Source organism: Rhizobium sp. BK060 (assembly GCF_014193145.1).
In the GTDB taxonomy this organism is placed as follows: Bacteria; Pseudomonadota; Alphaproteobacteria; order Rhizobiales; family Rhizobiaceae; genus Rhizobium.
This window is the reverse complement of record NZ_JACHYW010000004.1, coordinates 34514-47041: the sequence shown is the minus strand read 5'-3', so window position 1 is coordinate 47041 and position 12528 is coordinate 34514. Positions and strand designations below refer to the sequence as shown.

Below are 12528 nucleotides of genomic sequence, written 5' to 3'. Positions count from 1 at the left end.
TCGATCACTATGCCATGCGCGATGCTGACTGCAACAGCAATCGGAGTGCACTTTTCATGGACAAGGTCGTTACACTTCTCGCGCCGGGTGGCATCGAGCAATTGCAGGTTTGGGAACAAGCGCCGCAAGAACCCGGCGCAACCGAGATCCGGATACGCCACAACGCGATCGGGATGAATTTCCTCGATATCTACCACCGGCGCGGGCTCTACGCTTTGCCGGCCTATCCCGCCGTGCTCGGCGTCGAAGGCGCCGGCACCGTGGAGGCTGTTGGCAGCCTAGTCACGGATCTGAAGCCCGGCGATCGCATCACCTATGCCGGCGCGCCAGTCGGCGCCTATGCCGCAACACGGCTCTTGCCGGCAGCCCGCGCCGTTCGCCTGCCCGATAGCGTGCCTTCGAACGTCGCAGCCGCATCCATGCTGAAGGGACTGACGGCCTATATGCTGTTGACGAAGACCTACCGCGTCGAGCCGGGAACCACCGTGCTTGTCCATGCCGCCGCCGGCGGGCTTGGAAGTATTCTCGTGCGATGGGCCAAGCACCTCGGCGCAACGGTGATCGCAACCGTAAGCTCGGAGGAAAAGGCTGATCTCGCCCGTGGCTATGGCGCCGATCACGTGATCGTCGGCCGCGACGCAGATGTCGTCGCCACCGCGAAGGCGCTGACCGGCAATCGCGGGGTCGATGTTGCCTATGACGGCATCGGCGCCGGCATGCTCGCAAAATCCATCCAATGCGTCCGTCCCTTCGGGGTCGTCGCAACGATTGGACAGGCCGGCGGGCCGATCCCGCCTGTCTCGGTCGACGAGCTTCGCCCCGGGAAATGGCTGACGCATCCGAGCATCATGGCCTACATCACGGATACTGCGGACTATCTGAGCGCAGCCGAAGCAGTGGTCAAAATGCTGGCCTCCGGCATCACCGCAACGATCGCCCGCAAATACGCTCTGGAGGAGGCAGCAGAAGCCCAGCAATTCCTCGAAGAAGGGCGTGCCGCAGGCAGCCTTATTCTTGTTCCGTAGGCGACGAAAGAGATACACACGGCCTCGGAAATCATGTTAAGGGCCATGGCATTATTCAGATGTGAAAGTCTTATCCATGGCCACGCCTCTCACGATCGCCGACCTGAAAAGCCTCGCCCAGCGCCGCGTCCCGAAGATGTTTTTCGACTATGCGGATTCCGGTGCCTGGACGGAGTCGACCTACCAGGCGAACGAGAGCGATTTTGCCAAGATCAAGCTGCGCCAGCGCGTGCTCGTCGACATGACGAACCGGACGCTGGAGACGACGATGATCGGCCAGAAGGTGGCGATGCCGGTGGCGCTTGCGCCGACCGGCATGACCGGCATGCAGCACGCCGACGGTGAAATGCTGGCGGCCCGTGCCGCCGAGGAATTCGGCGTTCCCTTCACGCTGTCGACGATGAGCATCTGCTCGATCGAAGATGTCGCTTCGGTTACGACTAAGCCCTTCTGGTTTCAGCTCTACGTGATGCGCGACAAGGACTTCGTGCTCAACCTGATCAATCGTGCGAAGGCGGCAAAGTGCTCTGCCCTCGTGCTGACCGCCGACCTGCAGATCCTCGGCCAGCGCCACAAGGACCTGCGCAACGGCCTTTCCGCACCACCGAAGTTCACGCCGAAACACATCTGGCAGATGGCGACGCGCCCCTTCTGGTGCCTGGACATGCTGCAGACCAAGCGCCGCACTTTCGGCAACATCGTCGGCCACGCCAAGAACGTTTCCGATCTCTCCTCGCTCTCCTCCTGGACCGCCGAGCAGTTCGACCCGCAGCTTTCTTGGGCCGACGTCGCCTGGATCAAGCAACAATGGGGCGGCCCGCTGATCATCAAGGGCATCTGCGACGTCGAGGACGCCAAGGCGGCAGCCGAAACCGGCGCCGACGCCATCATCGTCTCCAACCATGGCGGTCGCCAGCTCGACGGCGCCCCCTCCTCGATCAGCATGCTGGAGCCGATCGTCAATGCCGTCGGCCACAAGATCGAGGTGCATCTGGACGGCGGCATTCGCTCGGGACAGGACGTGCTGAAGGCAATCGCCCTCGGCGCCAAGGGCACCTATATCGGCCGCCCCTTCCTCTACGGCCTCGGTGCCATGGGTAAGGAGGGCGTGACGCTTGCCCTCAACATTCTGCGCAAGGAAATGGATGTCACCATGGCGCTCTGCGGCAAGCGCGACATCAACGACGTCAACGCGTCGATCCTGCTCGGCCGTCAGTAAAGACAGAGCTACGGCATCCAGCCCGTCGCAAGCGCGCCTGCCCAATCCAGGCGGGCGTTTTCTTTTGCGAGGCGCGACATAGCCATGTGGTCGTAGGCGACAGTGCGGAAAGCCGGAAGCCAGCCAGCCTGTCCCTTCTCGAGGATGCAATAGGACGCGAGCGGATGGCCGGTCTCGACCTTGTGGTAGCGCGGCACGTCGTCGTCGTAGGCGGGGCAGCCGACGCTGCCGGGATTGACGATCAGCCTGTTGTCGCTGAGGCGAACCACGCGCGGGATATGGCTGTGGCCGCAGAGGATCAGCGGGAGATCCGCGCCCTTGGCCAGCGCTTCGATCTCCGCAAGCGGCTTCAGGAAGACGTCGCCTTCCGTAGACACGGACTCGAGCCAATAGGTGCTGTCGTCCGCCGGCGTCGCGTGGCAGAGATAGACTTCGTCACGATAGACCTCACGCGTCGGCAGGCTGCGCAACCATTGCAGGTCATCCACTGTCAGCTGATCGAAAGCGGCCGCATCCGAAGCATGCATGGCGTCCCGCGGCTGTTCGATCAGGTAGCGATCGTGATTGCCGCGGACTGTCGGCATGTCCTGCGCCCGCAGCAGTTCCGCGGTTCGTCCTGCGGTCAGCGGACCGCTGAAGCAGTCGCCGAGATTGACGATATCGGTGATGCCCTGCGCCGCAATGTCGGCCAATACAGCCTCGAGCGCCAGATGGTTGCCATGAATGTCCGCAATCGCCGCAAAACGCATGGTCTAGCTGCCGCGATAGGTCGAATAGCCGTAGGGCGAGATCAATAGCGGCACATGATAATGCGCGGTCACGTCGGCGATGCCGAAGCGGATGGGCACGAGATCCAGAAAAGCCGGATGCGGCAAAGCAATACCTTTTGCACGCAGATAATCGCCGGCATGGAAGAGCAGTTCGTAGGTTCCCGCCTTGAAGCTGTCGCCGATCAGGATCGGCCCCCCATCGACACGGCCGTCGGAATTGGTGCTGACCGTCTTGATGTGCCGGCGGACGTCTCCTTCCAGGCGGAAAAGATCGATCCGCAGGCCTTCGGCTGGCTTGCCGGAAGCGGTGTCGAGAACATGCGTGGTCAGTCCGGTCATAGGCTGGGCTCGCTGATGATGAAGGGCGTATCGAAGACGTATTCTTCTAGATTGTTGCCAGGTCCCTCGCGGTCGACGACGAGGAAATCGCTGACGGCACCGAGCGACATCAGGGGATGATGCCAGACGTTGCGACGATAGTTCACGCCCTGATCGCCGCGCGCGAGGAATACGCAAGGACGGCCGGGCCTTCCCCCCTCGTCCTCGGAGACGACGACAAGGTAAGGCCGCCCAGAGATCGGCGAAAAGCTCTGGCTGCCGAACGGATGCCGCTCCATCATGCCGATTTCATAGGGAAAGGCCCTGGGCCGGCCGCGAAAAAGGTTGATGATGACACGCGCACCCTCGCCTGCCGCTTCGGCGGTGGCCAGCGCATGAAAACGCTCGGTCGTGCCGTTGTTGATATAGCGCATCGTTGCCGGATCTGGTGCGATAACGTCGCCGAAGGGCGCGAAGGCGGATTTGGTGAGGGGAAGAATATCGAGTAATTGAGACATTTCACTATTCGCCTTGGATGCGCCAATGGCGTATCGCTTGAAGCTGCGAGATAAGATCCGCCAGATCGCTTCGCACCGTACCCCAAATCGCCGAAAGATCTGCATGATAGTAGTCGTGCACAATCAGATCCCGCATTCCCTTTATTTTTGACCAGGGGAGTTCTGGATGATCGCGAAGGAAATCAGGGTGGTTCGTGCCGATGCGAGCCGCTGCCTCGCCCAAAAGGACCAGGGACATTGTGACAGCCAGCTGGGTTCTAAGGTCCGCCAGAAAGGTTTCTTTGGTCAAACCTTCGGTTAGCGCGCGTGCTTGTTCGGCGGCCTGCTGCATACGATCAATGTACTCCACCAGCCGCTCGACGCTCATACAACGACCGCTTCCGAAAGAATGCGTTCGCGTATTTTCTCCGGCAGGCCACCGGGCGTTACAAGATCGACCTCGATACCAAGCGTCTCTTTCAACTCCTCAAGCAACCCTCCCAGATCGAACAAGGTAGTGCCTGGCAAGGTATCCACCAGAATGTCCAGATCGCTGTCGGGCCGATCTTGCCCTCGCGCCACGGAACCGAAGACACGCGGATTCGCCGCGTTGAAGCGCTTCGTCGCTTCGCGGATCGCCTGCCTGTTCTTCTCCAGCACTTCTGACGGCTTCATGGCGCAACTATAAGTCACGGATGCGAAAGAGAAAAGTCGGAGACGCCTGTTTCAACGCGCCGGCAGCATCGTTTCCAGTCGCAGCAACGCGATGCGCTCGACTTCAGCCGTGGCCGTATCGAACTCTTCGTCGCGGGTTTTGCCGATGCGCTTTTCGAAGGCCGCCAGAATGTCGTCCTTGTTCAAGCCCTTGACGGCAATGATGAAGGGAAAGCCGAATTTCTCGACATAGGCCGTGTTGAGCTCGGTGAAACGGGCATGCTCCTCCGCACTTAGTCGGTCGAGCCCGGCGCCTGCCTGCTCCTTCTTGCTGTCTTCGGTGAGCTCACCTGCTATCGCGAGGCGTCCTGCAAGATCCGGATGGGCGCGCAGCACACCCAGCCGCTCCTCCGGGCTCGCCGCTCGGAAGATGGCGACGAGCGCCGTATGCACCCGGTCCACCGTCAACTCGTCTCCGACGAAACCGTCGTCATAAGCGCGCTCGGCAATGAACGGCGAATGTTCGAAAACGCCGCCGTAACGCGATACGAACTCGTCACGCGACAGCATCAGATCGCCTCAGCCTTGTGGTGGGTGTGCCAATGCTGGGCGATCTCGAGACGCCGTGGCACCCACACCTTGTCGTGCTTCAGCACATACTCGATGAACCGCTTCAGCGCCGCCGCGCGGCCAGGACGACCGACGAGGCGGCAATGCAGCCCGACAGACATCATCTTCGGGCTGCCCGCCTTGCCCTCTTCATAGAGCGTGTCGAAGGCATCCTTGAGGTAGGTGAAGAACTGATCGCCCGAGTTGAAGCCCTGCGGTGTGGCGAAACGCATGTCGTTGGTCTCGAGCGTATAGGGGATGATCAGGAACGGATTGTCGTCGATACCCTTCACCCAGAACGGCAGGTCGTCGGCATAGGAATCCGAGGAATAAAGGAAACCGCCCTCCTCCATGACGAGGCGCAGCGTGTTGTCTGAGGGCTTGCCCTGATACATGCCGTAAGGCCGCTCGCCAGTCAGTTCCGTGTGCAAGCGCACGGCTTCCTGAATGTGCTTGCGCTCGACGTCCTCCTGGAAGTCCTTGTATTCCAGCCAGCGGTAGCCATGGCTGGCGATCTCCCAGCCGGCCTCTTTCATGGCCGCGACCGCTTCCGGGTTGCGCGCCATGGCCAGCGTCACGCCATAAACGGTGGCCTGAACGTTGAGCTCGGTGAACATGCGCCACAAGCGCCAGAAGCCGGCGCGCGAACCATACTCGTAGATCGATTCCATGTTGAGGTTGCGCTGGCTCGGCCAGGCTGCAGCACCGACAATTTCCGACAGCAGGTTCTCGGAGGCCGGATCGCCATCGAGAATGCAACTCTCGCCGCCCTCCTCGTAGTTGATGACGAACTGGACGGCCACGCGCGCATCGCCCGGCCACTTCGGATCGGGCGTATTGCGTCCATAACCGATCAGATTGCGCGGATAAGTCTCGGATACCATGAAATCACCTTCCTCAAAGTCGGCGAAACGGTAACACCCGGAGACGGAATGTCGAGACGGAAAGTACGCAACAGAGTTTTGCCGTTGTGGCACAACTCCTAGGCTAGCGCGGGGACGCGATCTTTCCGGGCGCTGACTTTGCCCATCGGATGCAGCGAATGCACGCGAAACGGTCCGCCATTTCCCTCTTCGATCATCAGCGCGACATTCGCAACCTTCACGGAATCGGCAAGCACGGGCTCGAAGACGTCGCGTAGCGCGTGCTCGACTCGTGGCATGTCACAATGGCTGACCGGTCCGGTCAGCGGCATGTGGAAGCGAAATTCGTCCATCACATAGGGGCTTCCCCAGCGGTGCAGATTGGCGAACTGCGCCGCCGACAGACCGCCCGGATCGGTGCGCTCGATTTCCGCCTCGCTCAACGGCGCGCGGAATCGGTCGAACTCCTGAACAACGCCATTGGCAAGATAGTGGACGTGTTCGCAAGGCAGCGACGGCACAAGGCTGTAGAATCCACCGAGCCGGGCCACCTCCAGCCGATTGATGTGAAACGGCGTCAGCGTGCCGCAGAAGCGCATGAGATCACGCAGAAGTTGCGCCTCCGTCACATCGGCGGCCAGGCGGAAGGGCGCCTTCAGGACACCGTGAAACCCGTAGCGGCGTGGCATCGCCGTGTGGAAGGCGATCTCGTGAATGCTCAGGCCGCGTATCGCAATCGGCTCGACCATATCGCCGGAAAACACGTTCCGACCCAACCAATTTGCGGCCACATGCGAGAGCGGGTCGCTCGCAGCGGGCGTAAAGCAAATGGCGTAGCGCATCAAATTTCCTCCGTAGACAAACGGCGCAGCCCTCCGTCGGCGCCGCGATTGCGCTAGCAGATAGGTGATTTGCGTGACAAATTGACGAAAGGCAGGAAATGCTAATTCACGTTTAGCGTGAAGCCACGCGGATGTGATTGGCAAGCAGGAAATTTTCGGGCAGCGCAAAGGGCGGCTGAAGACCGGCGGCTAAGTGGACAGCTGCCGCCGCTAGACGGTGCGCCAAGCCGAAGCTGACCTTGAAGCCACCGGTCAATGCGATCAGGCCGTCGTAGTCAGGGTGCACGCCAATCATCGGATCACGGTCGATTGCCTTCGGCCGCAAACCGGCCCACCGTTCAAGCACAGGCGCACTCTTTAATAGCGGCACCAGCTGTCCGGCTGCCTCAAGTAGTGCGTCGAGCTGTCCATCGGTCGAGAACGGCTCGTCGAAACGATTCTCGCTGGTGCTGCCGACGGCGACGTGGCCGCCCTCGTGTGCAACGATATAGAGCCCGTCACGGAAGATGGTCGGCAAGGATGGGTCGACATCGGCTTTCAACAACGCCGCCTGCCCTTTGACGGGCTGGCCGAGCGGCCGCGCAAGGCCGGCGGTGTAACGCCCCAGCAAGGGAAAGGATTCGTGACCGGCTGCGACGATGCAGCGGCCGAACGCAATGTTACCTGCGGTCGTTTTCGCAGCCTTGCGCTCAAAATCGATATCATCGACCGAAACGTATTCGGCAACCCGCACATGCCGTGCGTCGCGCGTCGATGCGGCCAGTACTGCAGTCAGCGATCGGGGGGCAACCCTTGCCGCAAGCGTATCGTGCACGAAGCCGCTTTCGCCGGCCGCTGCGTCAAGCCAATTCTCCTGGGGAGGCCTGTCGAGGACGTGCCAGTGGAAACGCCGCTCGCCCGCGATCCAGCTATCTTCGGCATCGCGGGAATGACCAAAGGCGATCTCACGCAAATGCGGCTTCGGCAGCGGGATAAGGCGCCCAGAGCGGCGATAGCAGGCGGAAAGGCCCGTCTGCTGTTCCAACGCGGCAATCTCCGCTTCCAGCGAAACCAGCGCATCGAACTGAAATTGCTTCTTGGCGTTCCACTTGTCCGGCATATGGGGCATCAGCGCGCCGAGCAGGCCGCCGCTCGCCCCGTGGCCAAGCCGACCGGCATCGACGAGCACTGCATCGATACCCAGCCTTTCGGCGTGAACTGCCGCCCACAGCCCCATGATCCCACCGCCGACGATCAATAGGGCGGTCGATGATTGACCGGAAGACAAGGCCGGACTATCGGCTTTGGGCATGACAGATACAGATCCTGAAAAAATTGCTGGCGCACATGGGCCGTTGGAGTGGCGCGACGGCGATATGCCCTATTCACCGGCCTTTGGCGATCATTTTTATTGCCAGACCGATGGCAGGTTGGAATGCGGGCATGTCTTTCTTGCTGGCAACGGTTTGCCGCAGCGTTGGCAGGAGCAGAGCGACTTCCTGATCGGCGAACTCGGCTTCGGCACCGGCCTGAACTTTGCCGAAACATGGCGACAGTGGAAGCTCAATCGGCGCATCGGCCAGCAATTGCACTTCATGTCGTTCGAGCTCTATCCGATGCAGCGCTGGGAAATCGACCGTGCACTTTCTCATTGGACAGAGATCGATGCCGAACGGCAAGCCCTGACGGCAGCCTGGCCGGAAACGCCGCAGGGAACCGTATCCCTGAGGCTCGATGACCAGACATCCCTCAGCGTCGTCTGCGGCCGCGCACTCGAAGGTGTTGCGGCCGCTGAGGCGGGCTTCGATGCCTGGTATCTCGACGGCTTTGCTCCGTCGCGCAATGCCGACATGTGGTGCGAGGATTTGATGCGCCTCGTCTGCGAGAAGACGAAGCCTAACGGGACCTTCGCGACATATGCGGCGGCGGGCTTCGTCAGGCGCAATCTGATTGCCGCTGGCTTTGTTGTGGAGCGCCGCAGCGGCTTTGCGGGAAAACGTGAGATGCTCCGTGGCATCAAATCCTAGCTGGCCGAGCGGTCCGCCCGCTGCTCACTTCTGCCCAGCCATAGCCGCAGCTTTTCTTCAAGCAGTTCCGGGCTGATCGGCTTCGACATATAATCATCCATGCCGGCCTCCAGGCACAGATCACGGTCGACATCCAGCGCATGCGCCGTCACACCGATGATTGGCACCCGGTGGCCTTGTCCGCACTCGCGATCGCGTATTGCACGCGTCGCATCATGGCCGTTCATCACGGGCATCGAGACATCCATCATGATGACGCGCGGGGTGTAGCGGTCCCACGCCGCCACCGCCTCCTGGCCGTTGCTGACGACGAGAAAGCTGACGCCGGTTTCCTGCAGGATCTGCTTGAAGACGATCTGGTTGACCTCGTTGTCCTCGGCGACCAGCACATCAATGAACCCCGCCGGCATTCTTTCGGAAGACTCAACTTTGGGAAGCAGCGACGGTGCTATTTCCTGAACATTGGGGAGTATGTTGAGCGCCGTGGCGATCTGTTTCGTGCGACTGGTACGCACGACGTCGACGATTGTGTTCCTCAGCACGTTGGCCCGCGCCGGCTTCATGAGATAGGCTTGGCCATTAAGCGCCGCGAAGTCCTTCTGCGTCCCCGAAATGTCCATCGACGTCAAGAAGATGATTGGTAAGCGCTCGAACCGGCAGTCCGCACGCAGTTTTCGCGCGATCTCGGCGCCATTCATGCCGGGCATCTGGTAGTCGAGCACAGCCGCATCGATCCCGATGCCAAGTTCGTCCGCCGCCTCGAGGATCGCAACGGCCTCCAGTCCATCCCCGGCGGCCGCTCCATCGAAGCCCCAAACAGCCAATTGCTCAGTCAGTATCTGCCGGTTGACCGCGTTGTCGTCGACAATGAGAACACGCGCGCCTCTCACGTTGACGGGCAGCGGCTTTGGCGCCAACCGCGCCGCGGCCACGACGAAAGGCAGGTTCACGGTAAAGACCGAGCCTTCCCCCGGCTGACTGTCCACCTCGAGGTAACCGCCGAACAGGTCAACCAGCCCTGTCGTGATGGCAAGGCCAAGGCCCGTTCCTTCGTGGCGACGCGTGGAGGATGTATCGATCTGCGAGAACTTGTCGAAAATGGACTCGAGCTTGTCGCCCGGAATACCAATGCCGGTATCTTCGACCCGGATGCTCGCCATGATCTCATCTTGCGCGCCCGGCGTGAAGCCAACGTCCACAAGGACGTGACCGCGCTCCGTGAACTTTACGGCATTGCCGATGAGATTGGTGATGATCTGCCGGAAGCGTCCCGCGTCGCCGATCACCGCCGACGGCAAATCAGGCGCCGTGCGCACAAGCAATTCAATATTCTTTTCGGCCGCAGATGAAGACAAGAGGGTCGCAACATCCTCAATCGCGTCAACCAGATCGAACGTCGTGCGCCTGAGTGTCATCTGTCCGGCATCGATCTTCGAGAAGTCGAGAATGTCGTTGATGATCGTCACCAGCGCATTGCCTGATTTGACGATGACATCGATGAAGGTCTTCTGGCGCGTATCGAGATCGGTCTTTGCCAACAGCTCAGCCATGCCGAGGACGCCATTCATCGGTGTCCGGATTTCATGGCTCATGTTCGCCAGGAACTCCGACTTGACGCGGTCAGCGGCTTCCGCCCGTGACAGCAGCCGCTCGAGCTCGGCCTCGCGCTCCTTCGCTTCGGTGACGTCGGTGAACAACGCAATCCAATGCTGCCGCTCGCTGATGGTAGCGTCCAGGTTGACCCAACGCTCTCCAGCGACATGAAATGGCGTCGAGATCGGTTTCCTGGCCGCGATGTTGTCTCGCCAACTTGTCAGGATTTCATCTTCCTGGCCGTGAAAATCCCCCCGTTCAGCGCAGAACCGGAAGAGATCGATCCACCCCCGGCCGACCGCGAGGTATTCGGGCGGAATGGCGAGGATGTCGCTGAGCGGGTCGCTGGCGAGCAGGATGATCCCGTCCTGAACGATCAGGAGGCCCTGGGACATCGCGCGCGTTGCGTCGTGCATCAGATCGCCCAGATGCTCGAGCGCCGCCCGCGTCTCGTGGACTTCCTTTTCGCGCTCACGGACTGCGGTCACATCAGCATAGGAAAGCAGAACCCGGCCATTGGAGAGACTTCGGCCATCGAAAAGCACGCGCTTACCGCCGACCCAGCCGAGCTCCACCGGCTGCTGTTGCCTCTCCACCACGTGGAAATGCGCCTCCCGCCGAGCAAAGATCTGCTCCGGCGTCACTTTGGCGCCGTAACGCCCGAGCTCGTGATTGTAACGGATTACGTCGATGAAGGCCCAGCCGTCAAAGCGGTTGTCACGCGGCAGATCCCAGACATCGTAAAACTCGTCATTGGCGTAGAGAACGTTGCGCTTGTCGTCGAGGATCATGACACCGACGGGAAGAGCGTGAAGGATGTTTTGAAGATCCTCCGTCAGGGCTTGGCCGTGGACCAAATCCGACGCCGAAGGCCGATCGTCACTGCGGCATGGCGCCCTCTTCTCGAAGATGCCGAGCACGTAGACACGGTCTGCGGAGGGCGAGAAGCTCTCAATGCGCACCCGCTCGTGCTCGGCACCACGGGAAGCGAAGCAAGCGGCGCTTTCCTCGCTTGCAAAGACGAGAGCGCGCCGCTCCTTGTCCTCGCGGGTCTCCTCTTCCGGCGTATCGATCAGTTCTCGGCTCCGGCGGCCGATAAAATCGGAGATCTCCTTTTCAAAGAAGGACGCATAGGCCCGGTTGACGGCGACGTAGCGAAGCTCGCTGTTCTTGACATAGGCGGGGCGATCCAGATCTGCGATCCGGCGGCAGGCCAGTTCGAGAAGGTCCCCGTTCGATGTCAAGATCAGTCCTCGGTCAGGAAACGTTTGTTCGTCGAACGACTATAGCCGCGCCGCTTTAACAAGGCTTTAACCATGATTCTTGAGGGCATGAGCAATTTGCGTGTTGGCCGGCGCTGTATGATCACAAGCAGTAAACATCCGGGAACTGTGGTATAGTTTCAGTCGTTTCTAAAATGGACTCGTTCAGCTGGCCCGTAAACCCGAACGGCTTCTCCTGGCGGCTTCAAGAACAAGCTTCGTCAACGAAAGGAGACGACCATGTCCGTACTTCGTAAAAGCATGGCGGCGGGCTTAATGGCATTGACCCTGACTGGGACAACCTTCCTCCCGGCAACGCCCGCGAATGCTAACAGCGACTTTTGGGGCGGCGTCGCGGCTGGGGCTGTCGGTGGCATCCTACTGTCGCAGGCTGTACGTCCCTACCCCAACTACGGCTACTATCCGCAGCCATACTATCGGCCTTACTACGGATCGGTGTATCGGCCCTACTACGGCTCCTACTATCGGCCCTATTACCGGCCCTATTACGGATCTTACTATCGGCCATATCCGACCTATCGAAGCTACTACAGACCGTACTACCGCCGCGACTACTACGCACCCCGTTGTTATGTTCAATGGCAGCGCAATGGATGGGGCGAGGCTTACCGTGCAAGGGTATGCTACTGAGGACTGAGCTGGTCTGAAGCGTCACAGGGCCTTCGCGCACAGCCGCTTCTTGAGCTGGCTGCTCTTGACTTTTGGCCCGAACTAGACCAAATGCAGGCCAGCTTTCACCTTCCGGCCGCCGCGTGAGCGTGCTCCTGCCAGCAAATAGGATGCAGGAAGAAGGACAAAAGCGCATTTCATACAGGCCGCATCCCAAGACGCGGCGGAAGCGCTGGAAAG

Annotated in this window: 14 protein-coding genes; 4 read left to right on the top strand and 10 right to left on the bottom strand. The window is 60.6% G+C overall.

The genetic code is table 11. The features are described 5' to 3' along the window. The first annotated feature begins 56 nt into the window (after positions 1-56). Positions 57-1025, top strand: coding sequence for a quinone oxidoreductase (locus FHT71_RS05710; protein ID WP_183719213.1), 969 nt, complete (start codon positions 57-59; stop codon positions 1023-1025). A 76-nt stretch (positions 1026-1101) separates the two neighbouring features. Then, complete coding sequence (locus FHT71_RS05705) at positions 1102-2244, top strand: alpha-hydroxy acid oxidase (protein WP_132588844.1); 1143 nt, start codon at positions 1102-1104, stop codon at positions 2242-2244. Positions 2245-2252: 8 nt separating this feature from the next. Here the strand turns inward: FHT71_RS05705 and FHT71_RS05700 are convergent, their stop codons facing one another. From FHT71_RS05700 to FHT71_RS05660, 9 genes are all read right to left on the bottom strand, one after another. Next, positions 2253-2993, bottom strand: a complete 741-nt coding sequence (locus FHT71_RS05700; RefSeq protein ID WP_183719211.1) for a metallophosphoesterase family protein — start codon at positions 2991-2993, stop codon at positions 2253-2255. Between the two features lie 3 nt (positions 2994-2996). Beyond that, positions 2997-3353 carry a hydroxyisourate hydrolase gene (gene uraH / locus FHT71_RS05695; RefSeq protein ID WP_183719209.1) on the bottom strand — a complete coding sequence of 119 codons (357 nt, stop codon included), beginning with the start codon at positions 3351-3353 and terminating at the stop codon, positions 2997-2999. Continuing rightward, positions 3350-3850, bottom strand: a complete 501-nt coding sequence (locus FHT71_RS05690) for an ureidoglycolate lyase (protein WP_007789768.1) — start codon at positions 3848-3850, stop codon at positions 3350-3352. The genes uraH and FHT71_RS05690 overlap by 4 nt, the downstream gene beginning before the upstream one ends. A gap of 4 nt (positions 3851-3854) precedes the next feature. Then, the gene (locus FHT71_RS05685; protein ID WP_132588846.1) at positions 3855-4217 is read right to left on the bottom strand and encodes a HepT-like ribonuclease domain-containing protein; all 363 of its coding nucleotides are present in this window, start codon (positions 4215-4217) and stop codon (positions 3855-3857) included. Continuing rightward, positions 4214-4504, bottom strand: coding sequence for a nucleotidyltransferase family protein (locus FHT71_RS05680; RefSeq protein WP_132588847.1), 291 nt, complete (start codon positions 4502-4504; stop codon positions 4214-4216). The genes FHT71_RS05685 and FHT71_RS05680 overlap by 4 nt, the downstream gene beginning before the upstream one ends. A 51-nt stretch (positions 4505-4555) precedes the next feature. Continuing rightward, the gene (uraD, locus tag FHT71_RS05675; RefSeq protein ID WP_132588848.1) at positions 4556-5053 is read right to left on the bottom strand and encodes a 2-oxo-4-hydroxy-4-carboxy-5-ureidoimidazoline decarboxylase; all 498 of its coding nucleotides are present in this window, start codon (positions 5051-5053) and stop codon (positions 4556-4558) included. After that, positions 5053-5976 carry an allantoinase PuuE gene (puuE, locus tag FHT71_RS05670; RefSeq protein ID WP_007789761.1) on the bottom strand — a complete coding sequence of 308 codons (924 nt, stop codon included), beginning with the start codon at positions 5974-5976 and terminating at the stop codon, positions 5053-5055. Before puuE ends, uraD begins: the two co-directional genes overlap by 1 nt. 98 nt (positions 5977-6074) lie before the next feature. Continuing rightward, positions 6075-6797, bottom strand: coding sequence for a DUF1045 domain-containing protein (locus tag FHT71_RS05665; protein WP_132588849.1), 723 nt, complete (start codon positions 6795-6797; stop codon positions 6075-6077). Positions 6798-6909: 112 nt separating this feature from the next. Beyond that, positions 6910-8088 (bottom strand): FAD-binding oxidoreductase, encoded by a 1179-nt coding sequence (locus FHT71_RS05660; RefSeq protein WP_132588850.1) that lies wholly within the window; start codon positions 8086-8088, stop codon positions 6910-6912. Here FHT71_RS05660 and mnmD point away from each other — a divergent pair. Continuing rightward, on the top strand, positions 8087-8803 hold the full coding sequence (gene mnmD / locus FHT71_RS05655) for a tRNA (5-methylaminomethyl-2-thiouridine)(34)-methyltransferase MnmD (protein ID WP_183719207.1): 717 nt from the start codon (positions 8087-8089) through the stop codon (positions 8801-8803). The genes FHT71_RS05660 and mnmD overlap by 2 nt on opposite strands. Here the strand turns inward: mnmD and FHT71_RS05650 are convergent. Further along, on the bottom strand, positions 8800-11640 hold the full coding sequence (locus FHT71_RS05650; RefSeq protein WP_183719205.1) for a response regulator: 2841 nt from the start codon (positions 11638-11640) through the stop codon (positions 8800-8802). The genes mnmD and FHT71_RS05650 overlap by 4 nt on opposite strands. A 258-nt stretch (positions 11641-11898) precedes the next feature. Between FHT71_RS05650 and FHT71_RS05645 the strand changes: the two genes are divergently transcribed. Further along, on the top strand, positions 11899-12309 hold the full coding sequence (locus FHT71_RS05645) for a hypothetical protein (protein WP_132588853.1): 411 nt from the start codon (positions 11899-11901) through the stop codon (positions 12307-12309). Positions 12310-12528 lie beyond the last annotated feature (219 nt).